15 protein-coding genes are annotated in these 14,342 nt (G+C 44.4%); 5 read left to right on the forward strand and 10 right to left on the reverse strand.

What is annotated here, in order from left to right; genetic code table 11:
- Positions 1–20: 20 nt before the first annotated feature.
- From kdsB to K7G75_RS08400, 4 genes are read left to right on the forward strand one after another with little or no spacing between them, the layout of a single operon-like run.
- Entirely contained in the window at positions 21–734 is a 714-nt protein-coding gene (gene kdsB / locus K7G75_RS08385; protein ID WP_222984992.1) for a 3-deoxy-manno-octulosonate cytidylyltransferase, read from the forward strand.
- Positions 725–1,429 carry an HAD family hydrolase gene (locus K7G75_RS08390; protein ID WP_222983806.1) on the forward strand — a complete coding sequence of 235 codons (705 nt, stop codon included), beginning with the start codon at positions 725–727 and terminating at the stop codon, positions 1,427–1,429. The genes kdsB and K7G75_RS08390 overlap by 10 nt, the downstream gene beginning before the upstream one ends.
- Positions 1,429–2,556: an iron-containing alcohol dehydrogenase family protein gene (locus K7G75_RS08395; RefSeq protein WP_222983807.1), complete on the forward strand. Its 1,128-nt coding sequence runs from the start codon at positions 1,429–1,431 to the stop codon at positions 2,554–2,556. Before K7G75_RS08390 ends, K7G75_RS08395 begins: the two co-directional genes overlap by 1 nt.
- A gap of 49 nt (positions 2,557–2,605) precedes the next feature.
- Positions 2,606–3,145, forward strand: coding sequence for a 1-acyl-sn-glycerol-3-phosphate acyltransferase (locus K7G75_RS08400; RefSeq protein ID WP_222983808.1), 540 nt, complete (start codon positions 2,606–2,608; stop codon positions 3,143–3,145).
- Here the strand turns inward: K7G75_RS08400 and K7G75_RS08405 are convergent.
- The 9 genes from K7G75_RS08405 to thrA all read right to left on the reverse strand — a co-directional run bounded on the left by K7G75_RS08405 (position 3,142) and on the right by thrA (position 12,093).
- Positions 3,142–3,633 (reverse strand): hypothetical protein, encoded by a 492-nt coding sequence (locus K7G75_RS08405; RefSeq protein ID WP_222983809.1) that lies wholly within the window; start codon positions 3,631–3,633, stop codon positions 3,142–3,144. The genes K7G75_RS08400 and K7G75_RS08405 overlap by 4 nt on opposite strands.
- A 76-nt stretch (positions 3,634–3,709) precedes the next feature.
- Positions 3,710–4,177: a hypothetical protein gene (locus K7G75_RS08410; RefSeq protein WP_222983810.1), complete on the reverse strand. Its 468-nt coding sequence runs from the start codon at positions 4,175–4,177 to the stop codon at positions 3,710–3,712.
- 111 nt (positions 4,178–4,288) lie between these two features.
- Positions 4,289–4,999 (reverse strand): YebC/PmpR family DNA-binding transcriptional regulator, encoded by a 711-nt coding sequence (locus tag K7G75_RS08415; protein ID WP_222983811.1) that lies wholly within the window; start codon positions 4,997–4,999, stop codon positions 4,289–4,291.
- 76 nt (positions 5,000–5,075) lie between these two features.
- Positions 5,076–5,360: a 4a-hydroxytetrahydrobiopterin dehydratase gene (locus K7G75_RS08420; protein ID WP_222983812.1), complete on the reverse strand. Its 285-nt coding sequence runs from the start codon at positions 5,358–5,360 to the stop codon at positions 5,076–5,078.
- Positions 5,361–5,402: 42 nt separating this feature from the next.
- The gene (locus K7G75_RS08425) at positions 5,403–6,221 is read right to left on the reverse strand and encodes a sugar nucleotide-binding protein (RefSeq protein ID WP_222983813.1); all 819 of its coding nucleotides are present in this window, start codon (positions 6,219–6,221) and stop codon (positions 5,403–5,405) included.
- Between the two features lie 7 nt (positions 6,222–6,228).
- Positions 6,229–7,317, reverse strand: coding sequence for a glycine cleavage system aminomethyltransferase GcvT (gcvT, locus tag K7G75_RS08430; protein WP_222983814.1), 1,089 nt, complete (start codon positions 7,315–7,317; stop codon positions 6,229–6,231).
- A gap of 104 nt (positions 7,318–7,421) precedes the next feature.
- Entirely contained in the window at positions 7,422–8,717 is a 1,296-nt protein-coding gene (gene thrC, locus K7G75_RS08435) for a threonine synthase (protein ID WP_222983815.1), read from the reverse strand.
- Between the two features lie 4 nt (positions 8,718–8,721).
- Positions 8,722–9,645 (reverse strand): homoserine kinase, encoded by a 924-nt coding sequence (locus K7G75_RS08440; protein ID WP_222983816.1) that lies wholly within the window; start codon positions 9,643–9,645, stop codon positions 8,722–8,724.
- 3 nt (positions 9,646–9,648) lie between these two features.
- The gene (thrA, locus tag K7G75_RS08445) at positions 9,649–12,093 is read right to left on the reverse strand and encodes a bifunctional aspartate kinase/homoserine dehydrogenase I (RefSeq protein WP_222983817.1); all 2,445 of its coding nucleotides are present in this window, start codon (positions 12,091–12,093) and stop codon (positions 9,649–9,651) included.
- A 251-nt stretch (positions 12,094–12,344) separates the two neighbouring features.
- Here thrA and K7G75_RS08450 point away from each other — a divergent pair, with 251 nt between their 5' ends.
- On the forward strand, positions 12,345–13,880 hold the full coding sequence (locus K7G75_RS08450; RefSeq protein ID WP_222983818.1) for an NAD(P)H-hydrate dehydratase: 1,536 nt from the start codon (positions 12,345–12,347) through the stop codon (positions 13,878–13,880).
- Here the strand turns inward: K7G75_RS08450 and K7G75_RS08455 are convergent.
- Positions 13,877–14,296 carry an STAS/SEC14 domain-containing protein gene (locus K7G75_RS08455; RefSeq protein WP_222983819.1) on the reverse strand — a complete coding sequence of 140 codons (420 nt, stop codon included), beginning with the start codon at positions 14,294–14,296 and terminating at the stop codon, positions 13,877–13,879. The genes K7G75_RS08450 and K7G75_RS08455 overlap by 4 nt on opposite strands.
- Positions 14,297–14,342 lie beyond the last annotated feature (46 nt).

The raw sequence follows: 14,342 nt of genomic DNA on the forward strand, positions 1-14,342 counted from the left end.
CAAATGTGAAAGTAATTTCAATGATTCCGGCCAGATACCAGGCCTCGCGATTTCCGGCAAAGCTTATGCAGGATCTGTGTGGGAAACCGGTAATTGTGCGCACTTATGAAGCGGCTGTAAATACCGGATTGTTTGATATGGTTTATGTGGTCACCGACAGTGAAACCATTGCAAAGGCCATTGGTGAAGTTGGTGGAAAAGTGATCATGAGCAGAAATCAACACGAGAGCGGCAGTGACAGGATAGCCGAGGCCATTCTTGATATGGAGGTGGACATCGTCATCAATGTGCAGGGAGATGAACCCTTTATCGATAAAGAGAGTTTGGCAAAGACAATTGCTGTTTTCAAGGCAGATGATGAGAAACAAATTGACCTGGCTTCCCTGATGACCCCAATCTCAGATTGGGAAGAGATTTCAAACCCCAATACAGTAAAAGTGGTTGTGGACAACCAAAACTTTGCACTTTATTTTTCAAGATCACCCATTCCCTATCCAAGGGATGAAAAAGTGACATCAACCTATTATAAGCACAAAGGGGTTTATGCCTTTAGGAAAAGAGCTTTGTTGGATTTTCAACAATTGCCCATGCGGCCCTTGGAGGCCAAGGAAAAGATTGAGGCAATTCGGTTCCTGGAATACGGAAAAAAAATAAAGATGGTGGAAACGCATGTCACCGGTATCGAAATTGATACCCCAGAGGATTTGGAACACGCGAGAAGGGCATGGAAGTAGATTTCAAAAGCATAAAGGTAATCGGGTTCGATGCAGACGACACCCTTTGGGTGAACGAGACCTATTTTCGGGAGACGGAAGAACTTTTTGCCGAATTGTTGGAAGATTATGAGACCAAGAACAAAATAGACCAGGAACTCTTCAAAATGGAAATGAAGAACCTGGAGACCTATGGTTATGGCATAAAAGGATTTGTTTTGTCCATGATAGAGTCCGCACTGGACCTTTCAAACAAACAGGTGCCCCAAGAAACCATCGCCAAGATTCTGGAACTGGGCAAAAAAATGATCTCACACCCCGTGGAATTATTGGATGGCGTTGAGGAGGTTTTGGCCCAATTGTCTGGAAAGTATCGCTTGATAGTTTTGACAAAGGGCGACTTGTTGGACCAGGAACGAAAATTGGAAAAATCCGGCCTTTCCCAGTATTTCCATCACGTGGAGGTATTGAGTGATAAAAAGGAAAGCAATTATCAAAATTTGCTGGACCATTTGGATATAAAGGTGAGCGAGTTTTTAATGATTGGCAATTCCCTAAAGTCCGATGTATTGCCTATATTGAACATTGGTGCGAGGGCCGTGCATGTACCGTTCCATACTACATGGGCACATGAAATGGTCGCAGAAGAGGAAATGGTGAACAACCATCTAAAATTGAGCCGCTTAAAGGATATTTTGAAGTATTTGGACCACTGATGAAGACGAAAGAAGAATTGAAGAATAGAGATACCACACCCAATAAGAAGACCACGTACCGTAATTTTCCTATGGTGCCCCGTGTCATTTTTGGACCAGGTTGTTTTTCCCAATTGGGGGAAATCCTGTTGCCCAAACGTAAAAATTCCGATGCACCCTTCATTTTTTTGATTGACGATTTTTTTGAGAACCAAGAATTTGCATCACGGATACCATTGATGTTCAATGATGAGATAATCTTTGTTTCTGCTGAGGAGGAGCCAAAGACAGAGCAAGTGGATACACTAGTGGCGCACATCAATGAAAAGTTTGATGAGAAACCATCCGGCATTATTGGTATTGGTGGGGGAACACTGTTGGATTTGGCCAAGGCTGTATCCATCCTCCTTAACAACAAGGGATTGGCCAAGGATTACCAGGGATGGGATTTGGTTGGACGCCCTTCCCTGTATCATGTAGGTATTCCCACCGTCAGCGGAACAGGGGCCGAGGTGTCCCGTACAACGGTGCTTCTGGGACCGGAAAAAAAGTTGGGTATCAATTCGGATTATACCACGTATGATCAAGTAATATTGGACCCGGATTTAACCCGGACCGTTCCAAAGGATCAATGGTTCTATACGGGAATGGACTGTTTTATCCATTGTGTTGAATCCTTGGAAGGAACCTATTTGAATGCTTTTAGCAAAAGCTATGGCGAAAAGGCATTGGAATTGTGCAAAGAGGTGTTCTTGGATGATTTATCGGAAAGCGAATCCAGGGATAAGTTGATGATGGCCTCCTGGCACGGCGGAATGAGCATTGCCTATTCCCAAGTGGGCATTGCGCATGCCATGAGCTATGGTCTTTCCTATCTATTGGGAACCAAACACGGAATTGGAAACTGCCTGGTATTTCAACATTTGGGCGAGTTTTATCCCAGAGGGGTGGAGCTCTTTAAACAGATGGTTCAAAAACATCAAATTGAATTGCCTCAAGGCACCTGTGCCAATCTCACCCAAGATGATTTTGATACATTGATCAATGTCGCCCTTGGCATGGAAGCCCTATGGGAAAATGCCCTGGGCCCCAATTGGAAAACAATAATGACACCAAAACGGCTGCAAGGCCTGTACGAGAAGATATAGGGGTCATTTTGGGCTATTTTTATTTTGCATATCACATACAGGTTGACACATGCATAGATTATCCAAATTCATATACTACAAAGTTCTTGGATGGAACATGCTGGGTACTTTTCCAGAGGTAGACAAGTGTGTGGTCATTGTGGTCCCCCATACGCACTGGTTTGATTTTTTCCTAGGGCTATTGGTGCGCAAAGTGGTCAACAAAGAAATAAACTATATTGGAAAGAAAAGTCTTTTCAACCCACCTTTTGGATGGTTTTTTAGGTGGACAGGGGGTGCCCCGGTGGACCGATCTAAAAACTCCAACACCGTGGAAAGCATTGCCCAAATTTTTAGGGAAAGGGAAATTTTTCGTTTTGCATTGGCTCCAGAGGGGACACGGAAAAAGGTGCATACCTTAAAAACGGGTTTTTATCATATAGCCAAAATGGCCCAAGTGCCCATAGTCATGGTAGCTTTTGATTTCGGCAAGAAACAAGTAAAAATTTCAGAACCCTTTTTCCCAAGCACCAATATGGAATTGGACTTTGAAAAAATCCATGCTTTTTATAAAGGGGTGAAAGGAAAAATTCCGGAATACAGTTTCTAAATTTTCTTTAGGACCTTGGGTTTGGGTTTCTCCACTTTTTTCGTATTACCAGGGAAAACCATATTTGTGCTCGAATAGGAACTCCCAAAAGTCACCGCCGCAGCATAAACCTGTTGAATGGCATCTACGACCTGGGGCTCTGAAAGCTCTTTGAGCGGATGGGCATAAACGGACCATATTATTTCGTCACTTAGCGCATATTTTACATCAAGTACGGAATGGAAATTGGCCACCAAGGCGTTTAGTAATTCATCCTCTTCCAATTTTTCCCGCTCTATAATGGGACTGATGATTCGCATGCGGTTGGCATTTTCATCAAAAATGCACATCAATAGACGCTCATTGATGATGAACTGATAGGAGTTCCCCTGAATTCGTACCGTATCCGACTCCCTTTCGATAATTGCATACAGTTTATCGGAATCCATCTCTTGCGATAGTATCGAAGAGCTTAGTAATAGTGCAAAGAGTAATATCGGTATTCTCATGGTTCAGGTATTTATCTCTAAGTCGGATTCAAGATTAGAATATATCATTCCTAAACCAAACAAATGCAATTTTTGATCAGGCCCTTACAAAATCCAGTTCAACTTCTGCCGGTTCATCCGTTCCGTCGCCGTCAAAATCAAACTCAGCAGGACCGTTTATGGACAATGTGGTGGCGGTACTCTGAATACCAAAAAATTCCGATTCTCCAGGGGAATCATCAAATTCCACGACCAAAAGGTCCTCATCAAAAGACATTTGTCCGGTAATGGTATCGACACCTTCTCCGGGAATGTTAAGGGTCAGCGTAAAGCGTCCATTGGCCTGAATGGCCAAGGTGGCAGACCCGCCTTCTTCCAAAACGTCAAACTCTACCACGGGGCCTTCTCCCGCCAGACCAAAAATAGCTCTAATGGCATTCCAATTGCCTTGGATATCGCTGATGGAAATGTCGGTGCCTTCGAGACTGGTACCGTCGTCATCTGAGCAGGATAAAACAAAAAACAAGAGCAATAAAAGGGCGATGAATTTTGAGATTGATTTCATGATTAACATAATTTATTGATGTACAATAAGTTACAAATTATATCAACGTAAATCTATTTTGGAATGTTAAAAATTGGACAAGCTGAAATACGATTATTCGGGGGGTATATCCTATTCCTGCATAGTGTGGTATACGTTCTGCACATCATCATCCTCTTCAATCTTTTCCAACAGCTTTTCCACATCGGCCATTTCCTCTTCGGTAAGTTCCTTGGTCACTTGGGGAATGCGCTCAAAACCTGAGGAGATAATTTCAATGTCCCGTGATTCCAGTTCTTTCTGTATGGCGCCAAAATTTTCAAAGGGCGCATAGATGTGAATGCCATCTTCATCCACAAAAACCTCTTCGGCACCATAATCGATCATCTCAAGTTCCAATTCTTCGGAATCTATCCCTTCGGGATTTATGGTGAAGTTGCAGGTATGGTCGAACATGAACTCCACCGAACCGGAAGTTCCAAGACTTCCATTGCATTTATTGAAATAACTTCGGATGTTGGCCACGGTCCTCGTATTGTTATCTGTAGCGGTCTCAATCAGAATGGCAATACCGTGGGGAGCATATCCTTCAAAAATGACTTCCTTAAAGTCTCCCTGGCTTTTGTCCGAGGCCCTTTTTATGGCCCGCTCAATATTGTCCTTGGGCATGTTGACCGCCTTGGCATTCTGGATCACGGCCCTTAGTTTGGAGTTGGAATCCGGGTCTGGGCCACCTTCCTTTACGGCCATTACAATGTCCTTGCCTATTCTGGTGAACGCCTTGGACATCGCGGCCCAGCGTTTCATCTTCCTTGCTTTTCTAAATTCAAATGCTCTTCCCATATGAATATGTACTGAAAAATACGGGCAAATTTAGCAAAAATTGACCCTGTGTCAAGTACTGGTTAAGCGCTTTATTTCATGGATTGATGATGCCTTCAATGCTTTGTGCCAGGCGCAGATCTTTTTGTGTGATCCCATCCACATCGTGTGTGTTCAGTTTTATGGTCAGGTTGTTGTATACATTTTCCCAGTTCGGATGATGGTTTTGTTCCTCGCACACGAATGCAATGTGGGTCATGATGGCGAATGCTTCCTTAAAGTCCTTAAACTTAAAGGATTTGGTGATCATTCCTTCCTCCAACGACCATCCATCCAGTTTTTTGAGCGCTTCCTTCACCTGATTTTCATTCAGTTTTTCCATAGATCTATATTTTTATAAAGGTAGAGAAATCCGAAGGGTAAACTAAACAGGAAGATGATGGTCAATGATTTCCTGGTATTTTATCCGCAGGTTTTTGGGCAGCTTATTGTGCTTGGGAAGGGCGGCCAGATAGCGGTCTTCATTGGTGGTGAACACGCGTTTTAGAATGGGATGGTAGTTCCCCATTTTTCGAATCACCTCTTTGATGAATTCTTCATGCTGTATAAGGTCTTGACTCCCCAAATGAAAAATTCCAGTTTTGTTCCTGTTGATGAGATAATGCAATTGTTGCGTCAACCGGTCATCATTGGTCACATTGATGATGAGATTGGGAAACACCTCAATGGGCTCCTTGTTTTCCAGGGTTTCCTTAATCTCCCTGATTCTTGGCGATGTATTGCCAAACACCATGGGCACCCGGAGGATTGCCATTTTTTCCGGGGGCAATCGCATCATCATGTTCTCGATCTTTATTTTTAGCCGTCCGTATACGCTTTCGGAAAGTGTTTTGTCAAACTCGTAGGAAGGATATTTGCTGTAGGCATCAAAAACATTGGCGGAGGAGATGAAATACAATCGGGTGTCATGCTTCACCAAATATTCCATGATATGCTGATGGGCCTGTATCTGTGCAGAAAAATTTCCCCGTAAGGAAGATATGATGATATCCGGCCGCACCTTTTCAAAAATTTTGAAAATATCATCTTCCTCCAGGTCATATTTCAAAAACTGGTTATTGGAGGCAAACGTACGGTTGGAACAACAGGTTCCATACGTGTCAAAGTAGGAGCAGAGTTCTTTGTAAATGGCATTGCCCACAAATCCGCTGGCTCCCAGTATTAGAATCTTTTTTTTGTCCAAATTTGGTCTAGGTGTTTTTATAAAAAGGGAGTTTTACCACCGTCGCGGGTACCGCACTCTTTCGGATTTGAATGTAAACGGTAGTGCCAACTTCGGAAAACCCTGTGGTAACATATCCAAGCCCTATGCCCTGGGACAAAGAAGGTGACATGGTCCCGGAAGTTACCTTGCCTATTTCTTTGCCGGCTTCGTCCACTATGGGATAGCCATTCCTAGGGATACCTCTTTCCTCCATTTTAAGGGCCACTAATTTTCTTTTTGGGCCGGTTTCTTTTTCCTTGGCCAAGGCCTCGCTGTTCACAAAATCTTTGGTGAATTTGGTGATCCAACCTAAACCGGCCTCGAAAGGGGAGGTGGTATCGTCAATGTCGTTTCCGTAAAGGCAGTAACCCATTTCGAGTCGTAAGGTATCCCGCGCGGCCAAACCAATCGGCTTGATGCCAAAATCTGCCCCTGCTTCCATCACGCGGTCCCATACTTGCTTTACTTCGGAATTCTTGCAATAAATCTCAAAGCCACCTGAACCGGTATAGCCAGTGGCCGAAATGATCACGTGTTCGATACCGGCAAAATCGGAAACTACAAAATTGTAAAATTTAATGGAAGCGAGATCAACGGAAGAAAGCGACTGCATGGCCTCCACCGCCTTTGGTCCCTGAATTGCCAATAGGGAGTAATCATCGGAGATGTTGCGCATTGTGGCGCCTATACTTTGATTGTATTTCGAGATATGTTCCCAATCCTTATCTATATTGGACGCATTGACCACCAATAAATAGGTTTCATCCTTGACTTGGTAAACAATAAGGTCGTCCACTATGCCTCCTGTCTCATTGGGCAGGCAACTGTATTGCGCCTTTCCAATAGTCAACTTGGAAGCATCATTGGAGGTCACTTTTTGGATGAGTTCAAGGGCATTGGGCCCTTCAATCAAAAACTCTCCCATGTGCGATACATCGAACACTCCGACGGCCTTGCGAACGGTTTCGTGTTCCATGTTCACACCTTCGTAGGAAACAGGCATTTCGTACCCGGCAAAGGGAACCATTTTTGCACCCAATGACTTGTGGGTCTCGTATAATGCGGTCTTTTTCATTCCATTGGTTTAATGGCCGTAAATTTATTGAATTCGACTAAGATGCGCCTCTCGCCGGGCCAATGTTTTGAACAATCTTTTGTTAAAATGGGGCATTGCACATGCTAATGTGCCAATAGATAGGACTTTAACTCTGCATAGGTGGAAATGGCATGCGACCTTTTTTTCTTGTCCATCACTCGTTGAATTTGGGGAGGAATAGCGGGACTGTACCCGATGGTTTCTTCAACCACATCCAAAAACTTGACAGGGTGTGCGGTCTCCAAGAAGATACCGTAGGTATTGGGATGGGTTTTTTGATATTCCTTTAGGCCAAGATATCCCACGGCACCATGTGGATCTAAGATGTAGCCCGTATCGGAATGGATTTTTTTCATTGTTTTTTTTGTTGCCTCGTCGGTAAAGGCATAGGATGAAAGATTCGCTCTCAGCTTTTGCAAATCGTCGTTGTACAATCTTCGGATGCGTACAAAATTGCTTGGATCTCCAACATCCATGGCATTGGATATCGTGGCGGTGGAGGGTTTTGGTTGATAAATTCCTTTTTCCATGAATTTTGGAACAATGTCGTTTGCATTGGTCGAAGCCACAAAATGCTTCACGGGCATGCCCAATTTCTGGGCCACCATACCGGCACAGATGTTTCCAAAATTACCGGATGGGACGGAAAAAATAAGCTCTTTGTTTTTTGATTTGGTCTGTTTGTAGGCAAACAGAAAGTAGAACAGTTGGGGCAACCATCGGGCCACATTGATGCTGTTGGCAGAGGTCAATTTTTTTCTATCTGTAATGTCGCAGTCCAAAAATGCGGTCTTGACCATCCTTTGGCAATCATCAAAAGTGCCTTTCACCTCCATGGCTTCAATATTTTTCCCCAAAGTGGTCAGCTGTCTTTCCTGAATGTCACTTACTTTTCCACTGGGGTATAGAATCACGACGTTGACCCCATCCACCCCTAAAAAACCATTGGCGACAGCTCCTCCGGTATCTCCAGAAGTGGCTACCAGAACGGTAACCTCCTCTTTTTGACCTTTTGAAAAATAACCCAAACAGTTCGCCATAAATCGTGCCCCTACATCCTTGAAGGCCATGGTGGGGCCATGAAAGAGTTCCAAAGCGCCCACATTTTCCGCTATGTCCACAACCGGAAATTCAAAATCCAAGGTGTTGGCAATGATTTCCCTTAAAACCGAATCGGGAATATCCCCTTTCACAAATTGATGGATAGCTTCAAATGCAATATCATGGTCTGTCAGATCCTCAATGTTATCAAAAAAAGATTTGGTCAGGGGCCGTATGCTATCCGGGAAATAGAGTCCCTTGTCCGGGGCAATTCCCGCAACCACCGCCTGCTTAAAGGACGCTGTAATGGATGGATTGTTTAAACTGTGGAACTTCATGGATCTATCCAATTTGCTTTATACCTTCGGTATTTATTCTTGATACATGTACATCGAAAGGAATTCCAATACCCGTGTAAGTTTCTTTCATGGATTGTGCCACCCTTTCCGCTGTTTCCATTCCTTTGCTCAGGGCAAAAATGGAAGGTCCAGAGCCAGAAATGCCACAGCCCAGTGCTCCGGCCTCTAGGGCGTTGAACTTTACATTTCCGAATAGGGGTATCAGTATGGACCGGATGGGCTCCACGATATGGTCTTCCAAAGAGCGACCGATCAATTCGTAATCACTTTTGAACAAACCGGCGATCAATCCGCCAACGTTTCCCCATTGTTCTATACCTTTTTTAAGGGAGATGGTGGTCTTTAGGATTTTTCGGGAATCCGATGTTTTGATTTCTATTTGAGGATGGATCACAGTGGCCACAAGTTCTGATGGGGTGGGAAGGGGCACGATATCCAAAGGATTGTAGCTCCGTACCAAAGTGAAGCCCCCAAAAATTGCTGGTGCCACGTTGTCCGCATGGGCCGTGCCACTTGCCAGATTTTCCCCTTGCATGGCAAATTGCACCAGCTCCAATTTTGAAAAAGGCCTGTCCAAGAGTTCATTCATGGCCCACACCGCTCCTGCGGAGCTTGCTGCACTACTCCCAATACCGCTTCCGGGTTTTATGCGCTTGTCGATTTCAATCTCAAAACCGCCTTGATAACCACTTTGTTCCAATAGGGCATTCCCCGCTATTCCAGCCACGTTCTTTTCTGTTTCCAGGGGCAGTTCCTGCCCAACGATCTTGGTTATTCGTATGCCTTTTTCAGTGCTCTTTCGAACCGTCATCAAATCGCCAACGGAGTCCAGGGCCAATCCGAGCACATCAAACCCACAGGAAACATTGGCAATGGTGGCGGGACAGAAAACGGTTATTTTGCTCATGGTTTAGAAGTTACCAATTCGTACTATATCTGCAAATATACCCGATGCGGTAACATCGGCACCCGCCCCAGCGCCTTTTATGATCAAGGGTTGGTCCGGATACCGTTCGGTAAAGAACAGTACAATGTTGTCACTCCCCTCCAGATTGTAAAAATCATGTCCTCTGGGTATTTTTTGAAGCCCTACTTTCGCCTTGCCGTTTTCAAATTGGGCAACATATTTTAACCTACAATCGGAGTCAGCTGCTTCCCTGTACATTTTTTGGAAATCTGCCTCATATTTTTTCAGGGAGGCGAAGAATTCCTCATTGGTTTTGGTCTCTAGGCTTTCCTTGGGCAGAAAAGAATCGTTCTCAATATCCTGAATGTCCAGCTCATGGCCACTTTCCCTGGCCAAGATCAGTATTTTCCGCATAACATCAATGCCACTCAGATCAATGGTGGGGTCAGGCTCAGTATATCCCTGTTCCTGTGCTTGTTTCACCACGTCATGGAAGGTGACGGAATCGTTAAAGTTGTTAAAGACGAAATTGAGACTTCCGGACAGCACGGCCTGTATTCTTTTTACCTTGTCGCCAGATGCTATCAGATGCTTTAGGGTGTCGATAATGGGCAATCCCGCACCAACGTTGGTTTCAAACAGAAACGGAGCATTGTACTGTTTGGCCAATTGCTTCAACTCTTTGTAATAGGCAAAGTCTGAAGAACATGCAATTTTGTTGCAGGTGACCACGGATATGCTGCTCCGTAGATAATCCGCATAGCTGTCGGAAACGTCCTTGCTGGCCGTGTTGTCTACGAAAACACTGTTCCGGTAATTGAGGGATTTTAAACGATCAAAAAACCGCTGTCTGTCGGCTGCTTCCCCATTGGCCAATACATTTTCCCAATCCCGCAATGAAATTCCACCTTCATCAAAGCTCATGGTTCTTGAATTGCTGATGCCAATCACCCTTACATTCAGTTTTAGCTCTTCCTTTAAATACTTTCTCTGCTGCCGTATTTGGGCAAGAAATCGGGAACCGACATTGCCCACACCCATCACAAAGAGATTGAGTTGTTTTATGTTTTCTTCAAAAAAAGTTTCGTGTAGAGAATTCAGGGCTTTTTTTACGTCATCTTTTCTGATGACTGCCGAGATATTCCTTTCTGAAGCTCCTTGGGCAATGGCCCTTATGTTGACATTGTTTTTACCCAAGGTGCTGAACATTTTGCCGCTCAGCCCTTGATGACTTTTCATATTGTCCCCGACCAGCGCAACAATGGTAAGATCCTTTTCAAGGATTACCGGTTTGATCTTGTTCCTGGAAATCTCGTAGGCAAAGGTCTCGTTGACAGCCTCGGCCGCCTTTTCAGCATCCTCGTCGGCAATTCCCACACAAATGGAGTGCTCGGATGATGCCTGTGTAATCAGCACAATACTGATGTTTTGGAATGATAGTGTTTCAAAAAAGCGTTTTGAGATCCCCGGTGTTCCTATCATACCGGGGCCTTCCAAAGACAACAGGCTTATGTTCCCCACGTGGCTTATTCCCCTAACAGTCTTACCCTGTCCATTTTGATTTTCCGCAATCAAAGTGCCAGGATTTTCGGGTTCAAAAGTGTTTTTGATGGCAATGGGGATTTTTTTGCCCAACACCGGTTGAATGGTCGGGGGGTAAAGCACCTTGGCACCAAAGTGGGAGAGCTCCATGGCTTCCTCATAACTGATCTGCGAAATGCACTTGGCCTGTTTTACCAACCTGGGATTGGCGGTGTACATACCACTGACATCGGTCCATATTTCCAGGATGTCCACGGCTAGTGCAGCCGCAATGATGGCTGCCGTATAGTCTGAACCACCCCTGCCCAGCGTAGTGGAATCACCCGATTTACTCGAAGCAACAAAACCGGGGAGCAATACTATTTGATGCTTGTTTTCCTCAAAAAAAGTTTGGCAATTGGCATTGGTTTGCTGAAAATCAACAATGGCCCTGCCATAATTGGCATCGGTGGTGATGAGCTCGCGACTGTCTTTGAAAACAATGTCCAAGCCAACACTTTTTAAATATTTGGTGATTATGAATGAAGAGAGCAGTTCGCCGTAACTCACTATTTTATCGGAGAGTTTTGGGGTGAGTTCCCCAATCAAAAAAGAACCTTCCAACAAGGTTTCCAGGGTGTTGAGGTCACTTTTCACCTTGCTCAACACTTGACTCTGGTCCTGAACTGGAATCAGTTCCCTGATGGCACCTAGATGCCGTTCCTCGATTTCCTGCAAGGACTCTTTATATTTGATATCTTGATTAGAGGCCAAAAATGAGGCCCTCAACAAGTGGTCAGTCACCCCCCCAAAGGCTGAAACCACAACGGCAACATTTTCCGAACCAAGGTTTTCCAAAATGGAACGGACCTTATTTATATTTTCTGGATTGGCAACCGAAGTGCCGCCAAACTTTAGGACTTTCATAAGTGAAATTTGCAATTAATATTGTAAAATGGATCAAATAACGGACGGAACTATATAGAAGACTTACCCCAAAGGGGTGGTTGTCATGGTAGTGATTGATGAAAATGGATCCATCTGAAGAAAATTACTATCCGTTTGTTTAAATTGCATTGTGCTTAACCAAAGGTTAAAAGTAGCATATTTGGTCGCTTCGTCAAATCCTTGAGCAAGTTTTTGCGAAATCCACAGTAATACACATCTTTTTTTGTTGAATGAAAATCTTTTCCGCCCGTCAAATCTATGAAGCTGATAAATCCACAATGGAGAAACAACAAATTTCCAGCGATATGCTCATGGAACGGGCCGCTATCAAGTTGTTCGAGTGGATAGATGCACGTTTGCACGGGACCTCCGTAGCGCTTCAATTATTTTGTGGCATTGGTAATAATGGTGGTGATGGACTGGCGCTGGCCAGAATGTTGGTGGAAAATGGATATACCATCAAGGTACATGTGGTGAACTACAGTGAAAAACGCTCCAAGGATTTTCTTCTCAATTTGGAACGGTTGAAGGATAGAAAGGTATGGCCCAATTTTATCACTGCGGAAAGTGCTTTTCCCGAGATTTCGCCAAACGATGTCGTGGTGGATGCCCTATTTGGCATTGGTCTTAACCGGGCACCGGATGAATGGGTAGGCGATTTGATAGGACACATCAACAACTCAAAGGCTTTTGTGCTTTCGGTGGATATACCTTCGGGCCTGCCCATGGACAAGGGCCCTTGGGATGTATCTGCGGTAATCCATGCCAACTATGTATTGAGTTTTCAAGTGCCCAAGCTGGTTTTTTTTCTTCCACAAACGGGTATTTATGTTGATCAATGGGAAATTTTGGACATTGGCCTGGATGAAGGGTTTCTAAACGAAGTGGAGACCGATTTCATACTTATTGGACGCGATGAAGTGCTAACACATTATCGCCCTCGGGAAAAGTTTTCCCATAAGGGAAACTATGGTCATGTCGCGATCATTGGAGGAAGTCATGGTAAAATTGGCGCCGTACAGCTGGCCATAAAAGCATGTTTACGGACTGGTGTGGGACTTGCAACGGCAGTGGTTCCGCAGTGTGGTCATTTACCAATACAGACAGCTGTTCCGGAGGCGATGGTACTGTCGGATCAAGGAGATAGACATCTTACCGGCATGCAACTTCCATTTACTCCCACTACAATAGGTGTGGGGGTGGGTTTGGGCCTGCATGAGGATACGGTCGGGGCATTGCGCTACTTGCTCAGGAAAATGGACTCACCCATGGTGATAGATGCAGATGGACTGAACATATTGTCCAACCATCCTGACATGTTGAACGATGTGCCCAAATTTTCCATTTTGACACCACATCCCAAAGAATTGGAACGGTTGATAGGACCATGGAACGATGATTTCGAAAAACTGGAGAAAGTTAAATCGTTTGCCACAAAGTATCAGCTAATCGTTGTGATCAAAGGAGCACACACCATAACATTTTTTGATGGGAAAGGCTATGTGAACACCACGGGCAATCCGGGTATGGCCACCGCAGGTAGTGGTGATGTTTTAACTGGGATGATCACCGCTTTATTGGCGCAAGGATATAAACCGATGCATGCGGCGGTTCTAGGGGTTTATTTACATGGATTGGCAGGCGATATCCACGCTTCCCAAAATGGATATGAAGCAGTAACGGCTTCGGGATTGATACAAAATATTGGAGCGGCCTTTCTGGAACTTTTAAGACCTAGGGAAGGGGAAAACCAGCAAAAGTCCTAATCGTTCTTCCTGGTTTTAGTGGTCTTGATTTTTTTCTTCACCCAGGCCAGTGCGTTGTCATATTCAATAAAGAATTCCATGTTCTTTTTATAGAAAAGCTTCTCTATTTTGAAATTGTGCATGTCAATTTCTTTTTTGGACACTATGGCGAATGCCTTAAGATTTTCCATTCCCCGGAGGTAGTTGTAAATGGTAGGGTCCACGGCATAGGAATTTTTCCTTAGGCTGATGTAGCCAAAGTCCTTGTCCCTAAAATGAATTTCCGAAATACCGATGATTTGATAGGCGCGTTCCAGTGTAACTGTGGCTCCCTCGTCGAAAGTGGCCACCATATAGTTGTCAAAAACCTGCACGCATCCAATATCCAAATGATACTCGCGTACCACAATGGCCTTCTTCGTAGAAGCTATTTTCATTCCCCAAAATAGTTATAGTGTCTCACGACGAAAATATGTGGAAAGC

Origin of the sequence: Flagellimonas meishanensis (genome assembly GCF_019880545.1) — a bacterium.
GTDB classification, from domain to species: domain Bacteria; phylum Bacteroidota; class Bacteroidia; order Flavobacteriales; family Flavobacteriaceae; genus Flagellimonas; species Flagellimonas meishanensis.

Bases quoted from the DNA above. Each gene is read 5' to 3' on its own strand.
- kdsB (WP_222984992.1), top strand. From the start codon at position 21: ATGATTCCGGCCAGATACCAGGCCTCGCGATTTCCGGCAAAGCTTATG.
- K7G75_RS08390 (WP_222983806.1), top strand. From the start codon at position 725: ATGGAAGTAGATTTCAAAAGCATAAAGGTAATCGGGTTCGATGCAGAC.
- K7G75_RS08395 (WP_222983807.1), top strand. From the start codon at position 1,429: ATGAAGACGAAAGAAGAATTGAAGAATAGAGATACCACACCCAATAAG.
- K7G75_RS08400 (WP_222983808.1), top strand. From the start codon at position 2,606: ATGCATAGATTATCCAAATTCATATACTACAAAGTTCTTGGATGGAAC.
- K7G75_RS08405 (WP_222983809.1), bottom strand. From the start codon at position 3,633: ATGAGAATACCGATATTACTCTTTGCACTATTACTAAGCTCTTCGATA.
- K7G75_RS08410 (WP_222983810.1), bottom strand. From the start codon at position 4,177: ATGAAATCAATCTCAAAATTCATCGCCCTTTTATTGCTCTTGTTTTTT.
- K7G75_RS08415 (WP_222983811.1), bottom strand. From the start codon at position 4,999: ATGGGAAGAGCATTTGAATTTAGAAAAGCAAGGAAGATGAAACGCTGG.
- K7G75_RS08420 (WP_222983812.1), bottom strand. From the start codon at position 5,360: ATGGAAAAACTGAATGAAAATCAGGTGAAGGAAGCGCTCAAAAAACTG.
- gcvT (WP_222983814.1), bottom strand. From the start codon at position 7,317: ATGAAAAAGACCGCATTATACGAGACCCACAAGTCATTGGGTGCAAAA.
- thrC (WP_222983815.1), bottom strand. From the start codon at position 8,717: ATGAAGTTCCACAGTTTAAACAATCCATCCATTACAGCGTCCTTTAAG.
- K7G75_RS08440 (WP_222983816.1), bottom strand. From the start codon at position 9,645: ATGAGCAAAATAACCGTTTTCTGTCCCGCCACCATTGCCAATGTTTCC.
- thrA (WP_222983817.1), bottom strand. From the start codon at position 12,093: ATGAAAGTCCTAAAGTTTGGCGGCACTTCGGTTGCCAATCCAGAAAAT.
- K7G75_RS08450 (WP_222983818.1), top strand. From the start codon at position 12,345: ATGAAAATCTTTTCCGCCCGTCAAATCTATGAAGCTGATAAATCCACA.
- K7G75_RS08455 (WP_222983819.1), bottom strand. From the start codon at position 14,296: ATGAAAATAGCTTCTACGAAGAAGGCCATTGTGGTACGCGAGTATCAT.